Here is a 20,352-nt window from a genome sequence, read left to right as displayed (position 1 = left end):
CCGTTCAGCAGGGGTCGACGAGGCGGCGTTGAAAGCGCGCTACGACTTGTGGGAATTCATCTGGCTGGAAGGCGAGGTGATCGGGTTCGGCGGTTCGAAGCGATGTTGCCGGCTCGTTGTTCCAGCGTCTCGACAACTGCTCGGTGGTGAAGAGCTCCAGCCCGTACAGCCAGTTGGAAAGGATGAACAGTGCCGAGTAATGCGCTCCCTCTGTAGTCGCACTACAGGCGTCAGCGACAAGGCTGACCTGGAAGTCGTGCTGATAGGCGTCGAACAGACTGCTCATGACACACACATCCGTCAGCACGCCGATGACCACCAGGTGTTTGATGCCTCGGCGGTTGAGCATCTGAGCCAAACGGGTGCCGTGGAAGGCGCTGTAGCGGCGTTTATCGATGACGACGTCAGCGTCTCGAGGCGCCAGGGCGTCAATGATCTCGATCGCAAATGTGCCGGCGCGGTAAGTCGTTGGCCTGCCTTGGTCGTCTACCGGTTCGCCCAGCGCCAGATCGCGGCCCGGAGCGTCGTTGACATGGCGGGTGTAGAAAATCGGGATGTGCAACTGGCGAGCGCGATCGATCAGGGATGCGGCGTTATCGACCACTTGATCGAAGCGTTCGAGCGGGAAGCCATCTTCCTTTTGCATATCGATCACAAGCAAGGCGGTATCTTGGTTCATGAGGTTTGTTCCGGATGCAGAGCGCCGGGCGAGCCGGAGGGACTCACCAGGAAACTCGGTAATGACGGTGCGCAGCGATCCGCCAAGGCGGAAACTGCGAGAGATCGAGAGAGACTCTCGTGGGGAGGTGTTACCTGACTATCTGCCAGAAACCGTTTTGCTTTGCGCTCACGCAGGATGGCAGCTGCGGCAGCACGATGGAGGACGAAGAGCGAAATCGACGGAGATAACGCGCCATGGCTGCGCACGGCAACGCACACGCCGCGCTTGAAGAGCGGGTGTGAGCGTTGCCGAATTGTGCGGAGGATGCAGGCATGGCCATAGACCTTGAGCGCGATATGCACTGGAGGAGCAAGATACGGGCCAAGCTGTGCAAGACCTTCGAAGCCATTGAGCCAGAGCGGACCAAGCGTTCAAAGCAATGTTTTGTGGTATCTGGTATTCCATAATATTGTGTTACGTAGCGTAGCAGCGGCTTGCGTTCTTGCTCCCTTTTGAAGCAGATCCCTCCAGGCTCGCGGCGATCAACGCCGCGCCGTACGCGTACTCACATCCACCCAGACCGCCAACACCAGAATGCTGCCCTTGACGATCATCTGCCAGTAGCTATCGACGTCGAGCATGGACATGCCGTTGTCCAGACTGGTGATCACCAGCGCGCCGAGGAGGGCGCCGTAGACGGTGCCGGAGCCGCCGCGCATGGAGGTGCCGCCGATGAAGCAGGCGGCGATGGCATCGAGTTCGCCCATGCTGCCGGCGGACGGTGAGCCGGCGGCGAGGCGTGCGGTGTTGACCACGCCGGCGAGGGCGCACATCACGCCCATGATGCCGAAAATCCACAGCTTGACCGCCTGCACATTGATGCCTGACAGGCGCGTGGCTTCCATGTTGCTGCCGACCGAATAGACCCGGCGGCCGAACACGGTCTGGCTGGTGACGTAGCTGAACACGCCGAGCAGAATCAGCAACAGCAGCACCGGCACGGGAATGCCGTCATAGCTATTGAGGGTCTGAACAAAACCGGCCAGCACCGCGCCGATCACCAGCACGCGCACAACATCACGCACCAGCGAATGCGCCGCCAGGCCATGCAGGGCGCGATTGCGTCGTTGTTTCCAGGTCAGGAACACCGTCAGCACAAACAGCAGCACACCCAGGCCGGTGCCTATCGCGTGGGGCAGATAACCCTGGCCGACGTAGACCAGCTCCGGCGATACCGGGGCGATGGTGGTGCCGCCGGTGATCCCCAGCAAAATCCCGCGAAATGCGAGCATGCCGCCCAGGCCGACGATAAACGACGGTATGCGCAAGTACGCCGCCATGTAGCCGTTGGCGAGGCCGATCATCAGGCCGCACAGGGCGACCAGACTCAGATTGGCCAGCAACGGAATGTGATAGACCACGTCGAGTATCGCCGCGAGGCCTCCGAGCAGGCCGAGCAATGAACCCACCGACAAATCGATCTCGCCGCTGATGATCACCAGCACCATGCCGCAGGCGAGAATTCCGGTGATCGACATCTGCCGCAGCAGGTTGGAAAGATTGCGCGGGGTAAGGAAACCGCCTTCGGTCTGCCAGCTGAAGAACAGCCAGATCAGCACCACGGCAAATACCAGCGAGAGCATCTTGTAGCGGGTGAACAGTTGTTTGACCTGATTCATTTACGCGGTTTTCCGATCATTATTGTTATGGCTGCCCGGCTGACTGAGGGCGGCGGCGAGTACCTGTTCCTGGGTCAGCTCATGGTTGACGAAATCGCCGCGCAACTGGCCTTCGCCGATCACCAGCACGCGGTCGGAGACGCCGAGTACTTCGGCCAGTTCCGACGAAACCATGATGATCGACACGCCTTCGGCGGCGAGCGCGCCCATCAATTTGTAGATCTCGTACTTGGCGCCGACGTCCACGCCTCGGGTCGGCTCGTCGAGAATCAGCACGCGCGGTTTCGCCAGGAGCATCTTGGCGAGTACGGCTTTCTGCTGATTGCCGCCAGACAGGCTGGTGATCGGCAGGGATGGACTTGCGGTCTTCAGATGCAGACGGGAGATTTCCCGGTCGATGCAGCCCAGCTCGGCTTCGGCATCGATGCGGGTCATTTTCGAATAACTCTCGAGCACGGCGAGGGTGATGTTCTGGCCGACACCGAGATCCGGAATGATGCCCTGGCGCTTGCGATCTTCAGGCACCAGGCACAGGCCGGCGCGGATCGCTTTCAGCGGCGTGCGCGTGTCGATTGGCTGGCCGTCCAGCCAGACTTCGCCTTCATGGCGGCCGGGGTAAGCGCCGAACAGTGCGGTGACCAGTTCGGTGCGGCCGGCCCCGACCAGCCCGGCAATGCCGAGGATCTCGCCGCGCTTGAGGCTGAAGGAAATGTCGTCGACCCGTTTGCGCTTGGGGTTGTCGACGTCGTAGCAGGTGATATGGCGCGCCTCGAAAATCACCTCGCCAATTGCATGCGGCTCGCTGGGGTAGAGGTTGCTCATTTCGCGCCCGACCATCTGCGTGATGATCTGTGGAATGTCCATGTCGGCCATGGCGGTGGTAGCGATGTGTTTGCCGTCGCGGATCACCGAAATGGTGTCGCACACGGCGGCGACTTCATCGAGCTTGTGCGAGATGTAGACGCAGGCGACGCCCTTGGCCTTGAGGTCGCGGATGATGTCCAGCAGCACTTCGATTTCCGAGCGGCTCAGGGCCGAGGAAGGTTCGTCGAGGATCAGCAGACGCGCCTGTTTATTCAGGGCCTTGGCGATTTCCACCAGTTGCTGATAGCCGCCGCCGTACTGCGAAACCGGCAGCGAAACGTTCATGTCCGGCACTTTCAATTCACGCATCAAGGCTTCGGCACGGTGGATCATCGCCGGGTAGTTCATGCGCCCGCCGGGCAGCGTCAGCTCATGGCCCATGAAGATGTTTTCCGCCACCGACAAGTCCGGCACCAGGGTCAGTTCCTGATGGATGATGACGATGCCGGCGGCCTCGGTTTCGCTGATCGATTGCGCCCGAAGCGGTTGCCCGTCCCAGAGGATTTCACCGTCCCAGGTGCCATGGGGATAGACCGCCGAAAGGATCTTCATCAGCGTCGACTTGCCGGCGCCATTCTCGCCGCACAGGCCCACGCATTCGCCGGGCCGGACCTTGATGTCGATGCCGTTCAGCGCTTTGACACCGCCGAAGGTTTTGACGATGCCGTTCATTTGCAGCAGATAGTCGGACATGGAAAAGGCTCGTATACCAGGGACTCAAACACCACTGAACCTGTGTGGGAGCGAGCCTGCTCGCGAAGGGGCCTTTTCAGCCAGAGCTTTACTGACTGACACTCCGCTTTCGCGAGCAGGCTCGCTCCCACAGGTCTGATCAAGATTTACGACCGGATCACTGCCCGGCAATCTGCGCCTTGGTGTAGAAGCCGTCCTGTTCGAGCAAGTCGATGTTGTCCTTGGTCAACGGCGTTGGCGTGAGCAGGATGGTGTCGACCTTTTTGCTGCCGTTGTCGTACTGCGAGGTGTAGGCCGGTTTTTCGTTGCGCGCCAGTTGCACCGAGAGCTTGGCCGCTTCGGACGCGATGAGTTTCAGTGGTTTGTACACGGTCATGGTTTGCGTGCCGGCGATCACGCGTTTGACGGCTGCGAGGTCGGCGTCCTGACCGGAAATCGGCACCTTGCCGGCCAGTTGCTGCGCGGCCAGTGCCTGGATGGCGCCGCCAGCGGTAGCGTCGTTGGAGGCGACGATGCCGTCGATTTTGTTGTTGTTACGGGTCAGGGCGTTTTCGACGATGCTCAGCGCTTCGGTCGGGTTCCATTCCTTGACCCACTGCTGGCCGACGATCTTGATATCGCCCTTGTCGATGGCCGGTTGCAGCACTTTCATCTGGCCTTCACGGAGGATCTTGGCGTTGTTGTCGGTGGGCGCGCCACCCAGCAAGAAGTAATTGCCCTTGGGCGCCGCTTTCAGCACGCCGCCGGCCTGCATTTCGCCGACCTTTTCGTTATCGAAGGAGATATAGGCGTCGACATCGGCGTTGAGAATCAGCCGGTCGTAAGACACCACTTTGATTCCGGCTTTCTTCGCCTCGGCCACGGCGTTGGTCAGCACTGTCGCGTTGAACGGCACGATGACGATTACATCGACGCCGCGAGAGATGAGGTTTTCGATCTGCGAAATCTGCTTCTGCTCGTTGGCGTCCGCCGATTGCACGAAGACTTTGGCGTCCATTTTTTCTGCCGCCGCGACGAAGTAATCGCGATCGCGCGACCAGCGTTCCAGACGCAGATCGTCAATGGAAAAACCGATTTTCGGGTGGGTAGCGTCGGCCATTACCGGCAGGGCCAACAACGCCAGGGCACTGGCCAACAGCGTACGTTTCAAGTTCTTCATGGTGGTGCGTCCTTTTATTTTTGTTGGAAAGACACGGCCTGACGATGAATCGGGCTGGTAGAACTGTAGAGAATCTGCCGACGCAGCAGGCACAGAATTGTCGTGCAATTGTCACAGCGTTTTTGCGTCGGCAGCTTCCCTTGGCGATCAGCGATACAGGTAACGGTTGACGATGTTTTCGAGCATTTCCTGGCGGCCGCTGACGGCTTGCGGGTTCAGCTCGTTGCTGAACGCGTGCTCGGCCAGCGACTCGAGATTGAAGTCGCCCGCCATCACCGCTTGCCCGAACGGCTGACGCCAGCCGGCGTAGCGTTGATCCTTGAGGGTTTGCAGTTGATCGTTCTCGACCATCGCGGCGGCACGTTCCAGCGACAAGGCCAGAACGTCCATGGCGCCAACGTGACCGTGGAACAGGTCGATCTCGTCGAGGCTCTGCCGGCGCACCTTGGAGTCGAAATTGAAACCGCCATTCTTGAAACCGCCGGCCTTGAGGATTTCATAGGTCGCCAGGGTCATTTCTTCGACGCTGTTGGGGAACTGGTCGGTGTCCCAGCCGTTCTGCGGATCGCCACGGTTGGCGTCGATGCTGCCGAAAATTCCCAGCGAGGCGGCGGTGGCGATTTCGTGATGAAAGCTGTGGCCGGCCAGGGTCGCGTGGTTCGCCTCGATGTTGACCTTGATTTCCTTCTCCAGGCCGTACTGCTGGAGGAAGCCGAACACCGTGGCGCTGTCGTAATCGTATTGGTGCTTGGTCGGCTCCTGCGGCTTGGGCTCGATCAGCAGGTCGCCGGTGAAACCGATCTTGTGCTTGTGCTCGACCACCATGCGCATGAAACGCCCGAGTTGTTCGCGCTCGCGTTTCAGATCGGTGTTGAGCAGGGTTTCGTAGCCTTCACGACCGCCCCACAGCACGTAGTTGGAACCCTTGAGGCGATGGGTGGCGTTCATCGCGCTGAACACTTGCGCGGCGGCGCAGGCGAACACTTCCGGATCGGGATTGCTCGCGGCACCGGCGGCAAAACGCGGATTGCTGAAGCAGTTGGCGGTGCCCCAGAGCAGCTTGATGCCGCTTTGTTCCTGATGCTGTTCGAGGCGGTCGACCATTTGCGCGAAGTGTTCGCGGTACTCCTTCAGCGAGTTGCCTTCGGGGGCGACGTCCGTGTCGTGAAAGCAGTAGTAATCGATGCCCAGTTTGCTGAAGAACTCGAATGCGGCTTGAGCCTTGCCGATAGCCAGTTCCATCGGTTCGCCACTGCGTTGCCACGGGCGTTTGAAGGTGCCGGCACCGAACACATCGGAGCCCGGCCAGACGAAGGTGTGCCAGTAGCAGGCGGCCATGCGCAGGTGTTCACGCATGGGTTTGCCGAGGATCAGTTTGTCGGCGTCGTAGTGGCGGAAAGCGAGGGGCGAATCACTGTTCGGGCCTTCGTAGCGAACCGGCTCGATATTGGGGAAATACTGCATGGACCTTGTCCTTGTTGTTCTTGGCGGTGTCTCGATACTAGCAACGGCCCCGTGCCCGCTGATTATGAAAAGCCTCAACTGCGAGTGCGATTTTGCGTATTGAGCTTCAGCGCTCGCAGGCCTAGTCTGTGTCCATCGTCGCCGCGACATGGCGGCCCGGAACAAAAATAATTTGAGGCCGCTTTCGCGAGCAGGCTCGCTCCCACATTTGATTCGTGTTGTTCACATAACCCGTATGGGAGCGAGCCTGCTCGCGAATGGCTTGACGCAAAATCCGGATACTGAATGAAGAGCCTACCGCCCGTGCACCGCATCGCCCTGTTGTTCAACGGCAGCAAGATCTACGACCGTGGCATCATCAGCGGCATCGGCAATTACCTGAGCAGCACCCGCGCTTCCTGGGACCTGTTTCTGGAAGAGGATTTTCTCTGCCGCTTGAAAGGCATCGAGCGCTGGCAGGGTGACGGGATCATTGCCGACTTTGACGATCCGCTGATCGGCGAGGCGCTGGCCGACATTCATTTGCCGGTGGTGGCGGTGGGCGGTTCCTACGAGGATGCACGCGCCTATCCGAAAGCGATTCCCTATGTCGCCACCGATAACAACGCATTGATCACTCTGGCTTACTCGCATCTGGTCGAGGCGGGGTTGCAGCGCTTTGCCTGTTTCAGCCTGCCCGAGGCGCAGGCCAATCGCTGGGCGCAGGAGCGGGAAAAAGCCTTTCGCAAACTGATGCAACGCGACGGCCTCCACGCCGAGATCTATCGCGGCATGGGCACCAGCGCCCCGCTGTGGGACAGCGCCGTCGAACAACTGATCGCCTGGCTGCACAGCCTGCCCAAACCGATCGGCATCATCGCCGTCAGCGACGCCCGTGCCCGGCAGTTGCTGCAAGCCTGCCTGACCGCCGGCATTGCCGTGCCGGAGCAGGTCGCGCTGATCGGCATCGACAACGACCCGCTGACCCGCAGCCTGACTCGCGTACCGCTGAGTTCGGTGATTCAGGGCACCGAAACCATGGGCCGCACCGCCGCGCAATTGCTGCACCAGATGCTCCACGGCATGCCGTCCACCGGTACGCAGATTCTGATTCCGCCGGACGCGGTCAACGTGCAGGTGTCGAGCCTGCACCAACCACTGGGCAATCCCTACGTCATGCAAGCGCTGCTGTTCATCCGCCAATATGCCTGTCAGGGCATCAAGACCGCGCAAGTGGCGGCCTATGTCGGGGTGTCGCGCTCATCGCTGGAAGCGCATTTCCGCGCCGAGCGCGGTTGCAGCGTGCATGACGAGATTCTGCGTTTCAAACTGGCGGCGGCTACCAGCGGTTTGAAGAACACCGATGCTGCGATTGCCGACATTGCCCAGGCCTGCGGCTTCAAGTCTGCGCAATATCTGCACACGGTGTTTCGTCGCGAGTTCGGCTGCACGCCCCGCGAATATCAGCAGGGCGGGGCGTAGCGCTGCGAAGACTTACGCCAGCGCAGCGGCACTGGCTCTGGAGCGCCAGGCGAACGTCAGCACCATCAGCAGGCCCAGACCAGCCATCGCCGCGCCGGCCAGGGAAATCGCCGGATAACCCAGCCCGGCATTGATCACCGCGCCACCCAGCGCCGCGCCGATCGCGTTGCCGAAATTGAACGCGCCGATGTTCACCGCCGAAGCCAGATTCGGCGCGTCCTTGGCGGCTTCCATCACGCGCATCTGCAGCGGCGGCACCAGAGCGAAGCTGGCGATACCCCAGATCAGAATGGCCACGGCGGCCGGCAGCGGCCAGCGCATCAGCACCGTGAACGCCAGCAACACCACAATCAATGCGCTCAGCGACACGATCAGGGTGCGGTCGATCGAGCGGTCGGCAGCCTTGCCGCCCCACATATTGCCCAGCGTCAAACCGATTCCGAACAACACCAGCATGGCGGTGATGAACGCGGCTGAGGCGTGGGTTTCGCTGCTGAGAATCGGCGCGATGTAGGTGAACACGGTGAACATCGCACTCGAGCCGACCACGGTCAGGGCCAGTGCGGCCAGCACCGGACCGCGGCCCAATACTCGTATTTCCGCCAGTGCACCCGCGCCTTGCTCTGCTTTCAGATTGGGCAGGGCGAACCACAAGGCGATCATGGTCAGCACGCCGAGACCGGTAATGCCCCAGAACGCCGTGCGCCAGCCGAACAGCTCACCAAACCACGCCGCCAGCGGCACGCCGCCGATGGTCGCCAAGGTCAGGCCCATGAACATCGCCGCCACGGCGCCGGCACGTTTTTCCGGCGCGACCACACTGGCGGCGACCACAGAGCCGACCCCAAAGAATGCGCCGTGATTGAGCGAGGTGATCACCCTGGCGACCATCAGGCTGTAGTAGTCGGTAGCCAGCGCCGACATCAGGTTACCCAGGGTGAAAATCGCCATCAGCCCGATCAGCAGATAGCGCCGCGGGATCTTGCCAGTGGTCAGGGTCATCAGCGGCGCGCCGAGCAGCACGCCCAAGGCGTAGGCACTGACCAGCAACCCCGCAGCGGGAATGGAAACGCCGAGATCGGCGGCGATGCCGGGCAACATGCCCATCGGCGCGAACTCGGTGACGCCGATGCCAAAGGCGCCGACAGCGAGTGCAACAAGTGGTGGATTGATACGCATGGAAAGTCTCCTCATCTATGCCGCCAATGCTACGATCCATCGTTTTCAGACGGTAGATGGCGATTTTGGCAATCACCTTTGCGTAAGAGGCACGAATGGACTTCAACGGCAGGTCAGGGGAAATGAGCGTGTTCGTCACCGTGGCGCAGGAGGGCAGCCTCTCAGCGGCTGCGCGTGCGTTGGGGCTGACGCCTTCGGCGGTCAGTCGGATCATCGCCCGCGCTGAACAACGACTTGGCACCCGCTTGCTGCTGCGCACCACCCGCGCGCTGACGTTTACCGCCGAGGGCGAGGCCTTCCTGCGCGGTGCCCGGCGGATTCTCGCCGACATGGACGAAGTGGAAGGGGCCATTACCGACCAAGGCGTACCCAAGGGCCGCTTGCGTGTCAGTGCCGCCCTTGGCCATGGACGGCTGACCATTGTGCCGCTGGTCGCAGCCTTCACCGCCCGTTACCCGAACATCGTCGTCGACCTCAGCCTTGGCGACGAAGTAGTCGACATCCTTGCCGGTCAGGCGGACGTCGCCATCCGCTTCGGCCATCTGCCCGACAGCCCGCTCACCGCGCGCCGGCTCGGCCACACCGGCCAAGTCGTGGTCGCATCGTCCGATTACCTGAAACGCCACGGCACACCTCTCGAACCGGAAGACCTGCTCAAGCACAACTGCCTGCGCTTCAACTTCCGCCGCGCCGAAGCCAACTGGCCGTTTATCCGCGACGGCAAGGAGTTCTCGCTGAAAGTCAGCGGCAACATCGAATGCAGCAGCGGCGAAGCACTGGCCCAGTTCGCCAGACTCGGCGCAGGCGTTGCGCGCATTGGCGAGTTCACCGTCAGGGAAGACTTGCAGCGCGGCGCGCTGATCCCGCTGCTGCAAGCGTTCAACCCGGGCGATGAGGAACCGATTCATGCGGTGTTCGTCGGCGGCGCGGCGATGCCGGTGCGGGTGCGCTTGTTTGTGGATTTTTTGCTGGAGCAGCATCGGATGTAAGGGTGCCGGTCGGATTCAGCGAGTCATCCCTGACCCGCAAACTGCCGGCTAGATTGTCGGGATGGTCCCGCCGTCGATCACAAATTCACTTCCTGTGATCGAAGCCGCTCGCGGCGACGCCACAAACCCGATCAGCTCAGCCACTTCAGCTGGCGTCGATGGGCGGCCGAGCGGGATACCGCCCAAGGCTTGCATGATGATGTCCTTGCCACCCTGATAGTCAGTGCCTGCCTCCTGCGCGAGTCGCTCGGCGAATGCCACCGATGCTTCGGTTTCGACCCAGCCCGGGGAAACCCGAACCACACGGACCCCTTTGGGCGACACCTCTTTCGACAGGCTCTTGCTGTAGGTCGACAGCGCAGCCTTGGCCGCCGCGTACGCTGTGGTGGATTCCGGCAGTGGCAGTCGACTCTGGATGGAGGTGACATGGATCACCACGCCATCCCGACGCTCAAGCATGCCCGGGAGCAGGGCGCGATCGAGGCGCACCGCTGGCAGCAAATTCAGATTGAGCTCGCGTTGCCACTGCTCCTCGTCCAGCGCTGAAAAACCACCACCGGGGGCCGACGAGCCACCCAGGACATGAACCACTATGTCGACGCCGCCCAGTTGCTGTTGGACCGCTGCGATGAGTACGTCACAACCTTCCCGGGTCGAAAGATCAGCCGCAACCAGCAGTGCGCCCGGCATTTCGACGTCCACTTGCCGAGCCGAAGTGATGACCTTTGCGTCCTCGGCCAGGAACCACTCGACCACTGCTTTGCCGATTCCCTTGGTGCCGCCAGTGACGAGGACCCGCTTGCCAGTCAATCCTGAATTCAGCATGGCGAGATCTCCAGCGCTCGGAATTGATGGATCGCGTCGTAGATTTCTTTCTCGTCGATGACCGTGACATACGTCTGCACGACGGCGGGATGTTGAAGGTTCATTGGCTGACTCCTGATTGATTAACTGGAGTCATCTTGCTGGGCCGCAGATAGTTTGTTCAACTGGGACAAAACTTAATGACCTATCCCGGAAATCAGGACAATCCATGGTTCAGGATCGCTTGGCCCTCAATGAACTGGACGCCGTCATAGCCGTGGCGCGAAGGGGGTCGTTTCGCCAGGCCGCCATTGATCTCGACGTCTCCACCACCGCGCTGAGCAACACCATTGCGCAACTGGAAGCGCGCCTCGAATCGCGCCTGTTCAACCGCACCACCCGCAGCGTCGCCATCACCGAAGCGGGGAGAGTGTTTCTCGAACAGGTGGGGCCAGCCTTGCAGGATTTGCGTGCGGCACTCGACGCAGTGCGCTCGCAGAACGCCGGGCCCTCGGGCACGTTGCGCATCAACGCCTTCGCCAGTGCTGCGCGTTCGGCGTTGCTGCCACTGGTGATCGAGTTTTTGCAGCAGCATCCGAAAGTGCATATTGACCTTGTAACCGAAGGCCGGCTGGTGGATATCGTGGCTGACGGCTTCGATTTCGGCGTGCGCTCGGCAGGCCTGGTGCCCAACGACGTGATTGTGGTGCCTGTCGGCCCGCCGCAACGTTACGCGGTGGTCGGTTCGCCGGGGTATTTTGCACAACACGGCAAACCGCGCACGCCGTCCGATCTGCCCGGTCATCGATGCGTCCGCGTGCGACTGCCGAACGGGGCGATTTTCCCTTGGTATTTCGAACGGGACGGAGAAGTTACCCGTCTGGATGTGAACGGTCCGCTTACGCTGGATGAATCGAGTGTGGTCAAGGTCGCGGTGCAGGCGGGCATGGGGCTGGGCTTTTTCATGGAGCAGGACGTTCGTGACGAAATCCGCAGCGGCGAGTTCGTGCAGGTACTCGAGGACTGGACCCCGCCCCGAGACAGGTTGTGCCTGTACTACCCGAACCGCCGCAATCCCTCTGCGGCCGCCAGGGCATTCATCGAACTGGCTCGCGCCAGGCAGGCTGATCAGGTTTGACCCGGCGCAGGGCTCAGGCGATCAAGCCCAGTGTCAGCCCCTTCAGGGTGGCGGCTGCCCGGGTCGAACATTGCAGTTTGCGAAAGATGCTTTCCATGTGCGTACGTACCGTGCTCGGACTGATAGCCAACAGTTGCGCGACTTGTTTGTTGCTGGCGCCGCGGCTGATTTCCAGAAGAATGCGGCACTCACGGGCTGTCAGCAGCGAAGGCTTGGGTTGCCGCAGGCGACGCTCGCCAGTGGCGGCAGCAATGACCGCTTCGCAGACATCGTTATCGAACAGACCACGGCCGGCATCCTGTTTGAGTAGCGTGGCTGCTGCGGTTTCGTCGTGGGCTGATCGCCATGGCCGGGCTTGCCCCAACGCTACCCAGGCGACCGAGGTGGCGAACAGCCGATGTTCGGCATTCAGTGCATCACCCGCCACGCCGCGAAAATAGCCGCTGCCATCGAGCCGTTCATACGCGTGGGTGGCTATCTCGGCGGGCGCGGCCAGTTCCATTACCGGCCTGAGCGCCTGTTGCGTCCAGTAAGGCACCAGGCGCACTCGCTCTGCCGCACCGTAGGGCAGCGGCCCTGGGCTATTCCATAGGTGATTGGAAACGGCTGCGCGGCCGAGACCGTAAATCAGCGCGGACTTGCCAATGTTTGCCAAAGTCGGCTCATCCAGCCCCCACAGGCGCGCAGCTTCCACGGCGACATGGGCGACCTGACGCGAATGCCCGGCCAGCCATGGCAGCTTCAAGTCAATGATGTCTCCGACCAAAGTCAGTGAGACATGACGCTGCTCAGGCGCGGGTTCAACTTTTGTGCAAAGCGTTTCCAGATCCGCCAGCCAGTCCTTGGCATTAGCCACCAGCAACGACACCAGCGACGCAGGGTAGCGCCGATCCGACTGCTCGCTGATCCAGCGCAGCGCCGCGTCCAGGCCATGGGCGCGGGTGAGAATGTCCAGATCTCCGGCCATGACCACCTGATAGGCGACTTCCGGGATGTGCTCATGACTTACGCCCAGTGGTCGGCCAGTGCCGTCGTAAGTTTCGAACACTCGACACAGGCCCGCCTCAACGGCGGCCCCGAGCTGGAGGGTTTTGGCGATTGCACCGGACACTTCACAGTGCACCACGGCCAGCGGGGTTGCCTGATGCACCGCGTTCATCTGTTCATTGCCCAGGGTCAGATCGAGCATTGCGCGGCGACCATCGACGTCGTCGCCCAGCAGGTCGGCAAAGCCTTCGGCGTTGGCCGTGCACCCAGACCAGCGCAGCAAGGCAATCTGCTCTGCAACCTGCAAATGCTCACCGGCGCCGTGGCATGCCTGCGCGAGCATCCGCGCCAAAGCGGCAACGCGCCGGGAATGACCGAGCGGTTGCCCCATGCTGAGGTCACCGACCTGGGCGATGGTTGCCAATGCGCCGTCCAGTGAGATGTCCAGTTGCAAGCCACTATCCATGAAAAATGCCTCGGGGTCGGATAATTGACCGATGCCCACAACGCAGGCCAGTCAGCAGAATCTGAACTCCCGAACAGGAGCTCATCCAATGAAAACAATCAAATCGAAATTCGCCACCGTCGCCTTTGCCCTGGCCAGTACCTTCATGGCTGGCGCCAGCCACGCGCAGGATACAACGCCTTCGGTGGTGATCGTACACGGCGCCTTCGCTGACGGTTCCGACTGGGCCAAAGTCGTGCCACTGCTGCAAGCCAAAGGCGTGGCCGTGACCGTTGTGCAAAACCCGCTCACCTCGCTGGCCGACGACGTTGCCGCCACGCGCCGCGTGCTGAACAACCAGCAGGGCAAAGTGGTGCTGGTCGGTCACTCGTGGGGCGGCACGGTGATCACCGAAGCCGGTAACGACCAGAAAGTCAGCGCGCTGGTGTATGTCGCCGCCTTCGCGCCAGAGGCCGGGCAAACCAGTGGCGAACAGGGTAAAGGCGCGCCGACGCCGCCGGGCATCAGTCAGATCAAGGCTGACGGTAACGGCTTCCTCTATCTCACCGCTGAAGGCATGGCCAAGGACTTCGCTCAGGATCTGCCGGCCGCGCAAACTGCCGTCATGACTGCCACGCAAGGGCCGATCAAGGCCTCGGCTTTCGAAGATAAAACCACCGTTTCGTCCTGGAAAACCAAGCCGTCCTGGTACCTGCTCGCTACCGAAGACCGGATGATTCATCCCGACGTCCAGCGTTCTGCCGCCAAGCGTATCGGTGCGACCCTTGCAGAGGTGCACGCCAGCCATGTCCCGCAGCAATCGCAGCCGGCCGAGGTCGCCGCAGTGATTCTCAAGGCCGTGCACAGCGTTGCTGAGCAGTGATCGCGGCATCGAAGGGGAGCGGGCGTATGAACCCTCAAAGCGATCACGACTATGACTTCATTGTCTGTGGTGCCGGCACGTCGGGCTGCGTGGTCGCTGCGCGGCTTGCCGATGAGTCAGGCGCACGGGTTCTGCTGATTGAGGCCGGCGAAGACTATTCTGGCCCCGAGGTGACAGAACCGGCGCAATGGCCGCTGAACCTCGGCTCCACGCGCGACTGGGCATTCGAGGGCCAAGCCGATCCACGCTTGAACGGTCGCCGGCTCCCGCTGAGCATGGGCAAGGGGCTCGGCGGAGGTTCGAGCATCAACGTGATGGTCTGGTCGCGCGGCCATCGCGCCGATTGGGAGCATTTTGCTGCCGAGTCTGGCGACCCGGCCTGGGGCTACGCATCGGTGCTCGATTACTACCGCAGGATCGAAAACTGGCAAGGCAGCCCGGACGCCACCCGGCGTGGTTCAGGTGGGCCGGTACATGTCGAGCAGCCGGCTACACCTCAACCCCTTGCGTTGGCAACGCTGGAGGCGGCCGGCGATCTGGGCATCCCCCGATTCGACAGCCCCAATGGCGAGATGATGGAAGGGGCAGGAGGGATCGCTGTCACCGACTTGCGCATCAAACAGGGCAAGCGCGAGTCGGTTTACGACGCCTACATCCGGCCACGCTTGCACTGTCCGAACCTGACGGTGCTGACCGGGGCGTTGGTGACCCGCGTGTTGCTGGTCGGCACCCGGGCCGTCGGTGTCGAAGTGTTGACCGCCGGCGAGCGGTGCCGCTTTCATGCCGCAGCTGAAGTCGTTCTGTCCATGGGCGCGGTGCAATCACCGAAAGTGCTCATGCAGTCGGGCATCGGCCCGGCGGATGAACTGCGAAAACACGGCATCGCACCGGTCGTTCATTTACCCGGTGTCGGCGAAAATTTGCAGGATCATCTGGCTTTCGGCTGCACGTGGGAATACCAACAACCCCAAGCGGTCGCTGGCAGCGGATGCGAAACCACCTTGTACTGGAAAAGCGACAGTCGCCTGGAAGCCCCGGATCTTTTGCAGTGTCAGCTGGCATTCGCGGTACCGTCTCCGCCTGAGGTCGCCATCGAGCCGCCGGAGCATGGCTGGACCATGTTCGCCGGGCTGGCCAGACCTGCCAGTCGCGGACGCTTGCGGTTGTCAGGTGCAGGGCCGCTGGATGCACCGATCATTGAGCCGAACTCCCTGAGCGAGCCCGAGGACATGGCCGCAGCCCATGCGTCGATCGAACTGTGCCGGGCGCTCGGCAACAGCCAGGCCTTCGATGGGCTGATCAAGCGCGAAGTCGTGCCCGGGCCGAGAGAACACCGCGCTATGGAACAGTTCATCCGCAACTCGGCGATGACCTACTGGCACCTGTCGTGTACGGCAAAAATGGGCCGCGATGCGCTGTCGGTGGTTGACCACCAATTACGCGTGTACGGGATCGACGGGCTGCGCGTTGCAGATGCCTCGATCATGCCGCGCATCACCGTTGGCAACACGATGGCGCCGTGCGTCGTTATTGGTGAGCGGGCAGCGGAGCTGGTGCTTGCAGGAGTATAAAGCGCCCACAACGCCCCGCTGCGCAAAATCTGCTTTCACTCGTTCGCAAGATTTTCCCGCGCCCACTGCTCGGCCGTCGTGACCTGTATCGTCTGCTGCTCATTGAACGTGCCCGCTTTCGGCCACGCCACACCTCGGCCTTGGGCGAATACAGCGCGGTATTTTTTGATGTGGTGAGTGGGGTCTTTTTCCAGTTCCTGCATCAGGTGCGGCACTGTCCAGACGTTACGCTTGAAGGGCCGTCCGAGCACGCGTTCGAGAAGGCCCGCGACCTGTTCATAGGTCAGCGTGTCGCCCGACAGATACACGATCTCGTTGCGAAAACGCGGTTCGAAGAAAACGATTTCTGCAGTCAGTTTGCCGATGTCGTCCGGGGTCGTCAGCGTCACGCTGGTGTCCAGGCTGCCCAGGGCGTTAACGGTGTCGTTGTCGAAATCAACGACTTCAAACACCGGCTCGAAGAGGAAACTGGTAAACATGCCGGTCGAGATGATCACCCATTCGGTTTTGTCCTGCGCGCGCAGCAGTTCGCGCACGTCGAGCTGAGCATCGAACAGATCCTGCGGACTGCCCCGGCCGATCACTTCGAAGTCCACGCCAAACTGCCAGGGAAAGTAGCGTTTGATGCCCGACTTGAGCGCAGCGGTCGCCAGCTTCATCGGCGTCTCACGACCAGCGACCATGCCGGCGCAGCCGATGACGGCATCGAAAGGTGCGAAGACTTCGGCCAGTTGGTCGATCGAATCGTTGACCAGATCTGCCGCCACCATCTGCACGCCGAGACTGCGCAGTTCATCGATTTCGGCTTTCTTTGCCGGCAACTGACTGTCGATCGTCGAGGCCCTGAGCAGGACGCTGATCGTGCTGCCGGGCGAGCGCTTTGCCACTCGCGCAAGGTTGCGCAAAACCGGCAGGCCGAGCTCACCTGCGCCCAGGACGAGAATGGATTGCGGGGAAGGGTGGTTCGATTCGGTCATGATGTCTCCTGAGATCTGCATGTAAGATCGGCAAATGCTGGCACGATCGGGCAGCACTCAGAAGAAGGCACACGCGTGATACCAGGGGAAGAAATGACTGATCAGCAAGCGCTCAGTGAGGCAGAAGCAATCTGCCAGACGCTCAGACGAGACGATGATGGCGTGCGCCGCGAAGTGCTCGCGCACGCCGGCAGTCGCTGGTCTTTGGGCATCCTGCATGCCTTGGGGGTGTACGGCACGATGCGTCACGCCGAGATCAAACGGCAGATGACCGGCGTGACTCAGCGCATGTTGACCAAAACCCTGCGTGCACTGGAACGCGACGGCCTGCTGACCCGGCGCGAGCTCGACCAGGTGCCGCCGCACGTCGAGTACGAGCTGACGCCATTGGGCATGGGCTTGCTGGTGCGGATGTCGCCGATCTGGACTTGGGTGGTGGAAAACGTCGAGGGTTTCCGCCAAGCGCGACGCACGTTCGATAGCCAGGTCGGCAAGAAACCCTCATGGCAAATTCCTGTTCCAGCGCGGGATGATTCTGAAGCGTCAGACTGAGGTTTCGCGCTTCAGCTCAGCGGCACCGCGAACACGGCACTGGCGCGCGCGACCGTTCGCTCACCTACGTGCAGACTGACGCCAGCAAACGCCAGTTGGCGGCCCTTTTTGGAGTGTTCAAGACGCACTTCGAGCCACTCGTTGATTTGCACCGCCCCGAGATAATCCAGGGTCATGCTCGCCGTAATCAACGGCTGCGGCGGATCGCTGGAAAAGGCCATGGCGTAGCCCATCCCGACATCGGCCAAAGTCGCCAATACACCACCATGCAAAGTGCCGCGACCATTGGCGTGGCGGGAGTCGGTCAGCAAGCCCAGTTCCAATTGCAGGCCGTGGCCTCTGGCGTAGATCGGGCCGAGCAGATCCAGCAACGGACTGCTGCGGGTGAATGGTGTGAAACCTTCGGGAATGGCCGTGGTGTTCATGATCCCATCCTGATGCAGGTGGCTGACCTGTTTGATTGGGCGGGGAAACACAGAAGGGGGCAAGCACTATGCGGATGGGGAATTTGCTGCGATAAGTGCTGTACACGGAGCGGACAAGCAAGGAGCTACTGGGTGGATATTCAAATTCACATCGCGAGAGATGCGGATGCATCGGCTATCAGTGAAACGATCATCAAGACGCTCCGTGAGAGCAATGCTCGGGACTATCCTCCCGAAATCATCGATCGAGTGATTGAAAGTTTTTCGCCCTCGAAGATCCTTCGTTTTTTGACTGAGCGTCAGGTGCTGGTCGCTACGCTCGACAGTCAAATCGTCGCAACGGCAAGTCTCGATCGAGACGTTGTTCGAAGCGTTTTTGTCGACCCGGACTTTCAAGGAATGGGTGTCGGAAGACAGCTGATGAAGAGCATTCAATCACTCGCCATGGACACAGGTTTCAATCTGCTGCGCGTTCCTTCCTCAGTCACCGCAGAAGGCTTCTATGCTTCGCTCGGCTTCAAGAAAATCAGAGATGAGTTTCATCAGACGGAGCGCACGATCATCATGGCGAAGAAGTTGAAACGATAGCGTTCACCTAACGTTTCAGCCTGCCGAATGTGGCTTCCATCGCTGCGCGGTCATGGTCGAGCAACCAGGCATGATGTCGTTGATAAAGCTGCAAAAGTAGTTCGGTGTTGGCTCCAACCACGTCCATGCCTCGGTCGTCATAGGGAAAGACCATGACTCGCTTGGGCAGATTGAACAGGTAGACAGCACAGTTCGCACGCGGTTGGATAGCACCGAAGTCCTTGGCCAATGCGCACCAGAGTAATGCTTGAATGCTCGCCACAGACGCTTCGAAGGCGACGTTGACCCAATATTCCGGCTCTTCCTCACTGAACCATTCCTCGTTATCTATTTCTTCGCTCCAGATGCACAGCGCTGATGGAGTATCGATGCCAGCAGATTTAAGGGCGCGAAGAGTACTGCGATGGGCGAATCGATTGCGACCGGAATGAATGCGCAGGCATGCGACAAACGATTCGTCCCCTTGGAAAACGTCGCCGCAGATGGTTATGGATTTGCGCATAGCGGTCAGGAATTGCTCGATCATTCCGCCCGTTTCGGAGAGTTCGAAACGCAATCCTCCCGGCCAGGAATAGAAAAGCGGGCGGGCGAATGCCTGGGGTCCAAATGCGTTTTCGATCTCAGCTCTAAGATTCACTTTCTTCCCTTCAATGTGAATTTCTGTGTGTTCAATACGCGGGTGAAGTCAGTGCGACGACACAAACGGCGAAGCAGTCGTCGGTGCCGGCAGCGCATAGGCCTGTTTCATCCACGCAACTTCCGCTAGCGGTGTGCGGCCGAAGAGGCGTTTGAAGTCGCGGCTGAATTGCGAGGCGCTTTCGTAGCCGACCAGAAATGCAGTTTTTGCCGCGGTCAGGTCGTTACGCAGCATCAGCAATCGCGCCTGGTGCAGCCGCGTCGACTTCAGATACTGCATCGGCGAGGAGTCGGTGACCTTGCGAAAGTGCAGATGAAAATTCGGCACGCTCATCTGCGCTTCCTCGGCCAGGGTTTCTACGTCGAGATGCTGGTGATAACAGCTGTGGATCTTGTGGATGGCGCGGGTCACTTTGCCGAACTGACCTTGCTGGGCGATGGCGGCACGCAGGGTGCCGCCTTGTTCGCCGGTGAGGATGCGGTAGTAGAGCTCGCGCAGCATCGCCGGACCGAGGATTTGCGCGTCGGCATCGTCGCTCATCACTTCAAGAAAACGCAGGGTTGACCGGCGTAGCGGTTCGTCGAGCGGCGAGGCGTACATGCCCATCGGGTGCGCTGTGGTGAAATCCCACCGCTCGTCCACTTGCTGGATCAGCTCGCCAGCCAAAGCGAAATCCAGGCGCACGTACACCGCGAGCATTGGCTCGGCTTCGCTGGCGTCGGTTTCCATGGTGAAGGGTACCGGCACCGACACCACCAGATAATGCTGAGCGTCGTAGACGTAGATTTCATCGCCGAGATAACCGCGTTTACGCCCCTGACAAAGGATGACGATGCCCGGCTCGTACAACACCGGCGTGCGGGTCAGCGGTCGATTGGAACGCAGGAAACGCACATCGTCCAGCGGGCTCAGGTTGTAACCTTCCAGCGGGGCGAGCTGGCTCATTAGCTGGACCATGCGCGTTGTGAGCGGGTCTTTCGGTTTCGGCATGGGCTGTGGGTTTCCTTGTGAAAAGGCGGGTTTGAACCTGTCTGGCTGATTGGCGGGGTGTCAGACAGAGCCCTCACCCTAGCCCTCTCCCAGAGGGAGAGGGGACTGACCGTGGTGTTTGATCGGGATCTGCCGACCTGAAATATCGCGCCGAATGCTGACCGCGCTGTTCTAGAGTAATAAGCCCTGCGGAAATCTTCGAGGCA

General features: G+C 60.9%; 19 protein-coding genes. 7 read left to right on the top strand and 12 right to left on the bottom strand.

The annotated features are described in order from the left end of the window. Positions 1–4 precede the first annotated feature (4 nt). The 5 genes from D8U71_RS14600 to xylA form a co-directional block, all read right to left on the bottom strand. Positions 5–679 (bottom strand): isochorismatase family cysteine hydrolase, encoded by a 675-nt coding sequence (locus D8U71_RS14600; protein ID WP_130888053.1) that lies wholly within the window; start codon positions 677–679, stop codon positions 5–7. 524 nt (positions 680–1,203) lie between these two features. Further along, positions 1,204–2,340 carry a sugar ABC transporter permease gene (locus D8U71_RS14590; RefSeq protein WP_130888051.1) on the bottom strand — a complete coding sequence of 379 codons (1,137 nt, stop codon included), beginning with the start codon at positions 2,338–2,340 and terminating at the stop codon, positions 1,204–1,206. Further along, positions 2,341–3,897, bottom strand: coding sequence for a D-xylose ABC transporter ATP-binding protein (xylG, locus tag D8U71_RS14585; RefSeq protein WP_130888050.1), 1,557 nt, complete (start codon positions 3,895–3,897; stop codon positions 2,341–2,343). 157 nt (positions 3,898–4,054) lie between these two features. Beyond that, positions 4,055–5,056, bottom strand: coding sequence for a D-xylose ABC transporter substrate-binding protein (gene xylF, locus D8U71_RS14580; RefSeq protein WP_016774327.1), 1,002 nt, complete (start codon positions 5,054–5,056; stop codon positions 4,055–4,057). 147 nt (positions 5,057–5,203) lie between these two features. After that, the gene (gene xylA, locus D8U71_RS14575; protein WP_130888049.1) at positions 5,204–6,520 is read right to left on the bottom strand and encodes a xylose isomerase; all 1,317 of its coding nucleotides are present in this window, start codon (positions 6,518–6,520) and stop codon (positions 5,204–5,206) included. A 285-nt stretch (positions 6,521–6,805) separates the two neighbouring features. On the opposite strand from xylA, the gene D8U71_RS14570 reads away from it, so the two are divergent. Continuing rightward, the gene (locus tag D8U71_RS14570) at positions 6,806–7,981 is read left to right on the top strand and encodes a DNA-binding transcriptional regulator (protein WP_016774329.1); all 1,176 of its coding nucleotides are present in this window, start codon (positions 6,806–6,808) and stop codon (positions 7,979–7,981) included. Positions 7,982–7,993: 12 nt separating this feature from the next. Here D8U71_RS14570 and D8U71_RS14565 read toward each other — a convergent pair whose 3' ends face one another. Continuing rightward, a complete protein-coding gene (locus D8U71_RS14565) occupies positions 7,994–9,160 on the bottom strand; it encodes an MFS transporter (protein WP_016774330.1) in 1,167 nt (388 codons plus the stop codon). Positions 9,161–9,255: 95 nt separating this feature from the next. On the opposite strand from D8U71_RS14565, the gene D8U71_RS14560 reads away from it, so the two are divergent. Continuing rightward, positions 9,256–10,149 carry a LysR family transcriptional regulator gene (locus tag D8U71_RS14560; RefSeq protein ID WP_130888048.1) on the top strand — a complete coding sequence of 298 codons (894 nt, stop codon included), beginning with the start codon at positions 9,256–9,258 and terminating at the stop codon, positions 10,147–10,149. 48 nt (positions 10,150–10,197) lie between these two features. Here the strand turns inward: D8U71_RS14560 and D8U71_RS14555 are convergent, their stop codons facing one another. Continuing rightward, complete coding sequence (locus D8U71_RS14555) at positions 10,198–10,974, bottom strand: SDR family oxidoreductase (protein WP_130888047.1); 777 nt, start codon at positions 10,972–10,974, stop codon at positions 10,198–10,200. Positions 10,975–11,182: 208 nt separating this feature from the next. Here D8U71_RS14555 and D8U71_RS14550 point away from each other — a divergent pair, with 208 nt between their 5' ends. After that, positions 11,183–12,091, top strand: coding sequence for a LysR family transcriptional regulator (locus D8U71_RS14550; RefSeq protein ID WP_130888046.1), 909 nt, complete (start codon positions 11,183–11,185; stop codon positions 12,089–12,091). A 13-nt stretch (positions 12,092–12,104) separates the two neighbouring features. Here the strand turns inward: D8U71_RS14550 and D8U71_RS14545 are convergent, their stop codons facing one another. Beyond that, positions 12,105–13,544, bottom strand: coding sequence for an HD domain-containing phosphohydrolase (locus tag D8U71_RS14545; protein WP_130888045.1), 1,440 nt, complete (start codon positions 13,542–13,544; stop codon positions 12,105–12,107). A gap of 88 nt (positions 13,545–13,632) precedes the next feature. On the opposite strand from D8U71_RS14545, the gene D8U71_RS14540 reads away from it, so the two are divergent. Continuing rightward, positions 13,633–14,406: an alpha/beta hydrolase gene (locus tag D8U71_RS14540; protein WP_130888044.1), complete on the top strand. Its 774-nt coding sequence runs from the start codon at positions 13,633–13,635 to the stop codon at positions 14,404–14,406. 26 nt (positions 14,407–14,432) lie between these two features. Continuing rightward, positions 14,433–15,977, top strand: a complete 1,545-nt coding sequence (locus D8U71_RS14535) for a GMC family oxidoreductase N-terminal domain-containing protein (RefSeq protein WP_130888043.1) — start codon at positions 14,433–14,435, stop codon at positions 15,975–15,977. Between the two features lie 35 nt (positions 15,978–16,012). Here the strand turns inward: D8U71_RS14535 and D8U71_RS14530 are convergent, their stop codons facing one another. Continuing rightward, positions 16,013–16,954, bottom strand: a complete 942-nt coding sequence (locus tag D8U71_RS14530; RefSeq protein WP_130888042.1) for an aromatic alcohol reductase — start codon at positions 16,952–16,954, stop codon at positions 16,013–16,015. A 93-nt stretch (positions 16,955–17,047) separates the two neighbouring features. Here D8U71_RS14530 and D8U71_RS14525 point away from each other — a divergent pair, with 93 nt between their 5' ends. Continuing rightward, on the top strand, positions 17,048–17,506 hold the full coding sequence (locus tag D8U71_RS14525; RefSeq protein WP_016774338.1) for a helix-turn-helix domain-containing protein: 459 nt from the start codon (positions 17,048–17,050) through the stop codon (positions 17,504–17,506). An 11-nt stretch (positions 17,507–17,517) separates the two neighbouring features. On the opposite strand, the gene D8U71_RS14520 is transcribed toward D8U71_RS14525, so the two are convergent. Continuing rightward, a complete protein-coding gene (locus tag D8U71_RS14520) occupies positions 17,518–17,931 on the bottom strand; it encodes a PaaI family thioesterase (protein WP_130888041.1) in 414 nt (137 codons plus the stop codon). A 132-nt stretch (positions 17,932–18,063) separates the two neighbouring features. On the opposite strand from D8U71_RS14520, the gene D8U71_RS14515 reads away from it, so the two are divergent. Then, positions 18,064–18,519: a GNAT family N-acetyltransferase gene (locus D8U71_RS14515; RefSeq protein WP_024012608.1), complete on the top strand. Its 456-nt coding sequence runs from the start codon at positions 18,064–18,066 to the stop codon at positions 18,517–18,519. A gap of 7 nt (positions 18,520–18,526) precedes the next feature. Here D8U71_RS14515 and D8U71_RS14510 read toward each other — a convergent pair whose 3' ends face one another. Both D8U71_RS14510 and D8U71_RS14505 read right to left on the bottom strand, forming a co-directional pair. Beyond that, a complete protein-coding gene (locus tag D8U71_RS14510; protein ID WP_038861559.1) occupies positions 18,527–19,156 on the bottom strand; it encodes a DUF3885 domain-containing protein in 630 nt (209 codons plus the stop codon). Between the two features lie 48 nt (positions 19,157–19,204). Next, complete coding sequence (locus D8U71_RS14505) at positions 19,205–20,146, bottom strand: AraC family transcriptional regulator (protein ID WP_024012610.1); 942 nt, start codon at positions 20,144–20,146, stop codon at positions 19,205–19,207. Between the last annotated feature and the right edge of the window lie 206 nt (positions 20,147–20,352).

The sequence above is a fragment of the Pseudomonas sp. Sample_21 genome (assembly GCF_004307525.1).
In the GTDB taxonomy this organism is placed as follows: domain Bacteria; phylum Pseudomonadota; class Gammaproteobacteria; order Pseudomonadales; family Pseudomonadaceae; genus Aquipseudomonas; species Aquipseudomonas atacamensis.
Note: the sequence above shows the minus strand (reverse complement) of the source record. Positions and strands in the feature narration are given on the sequence as shown.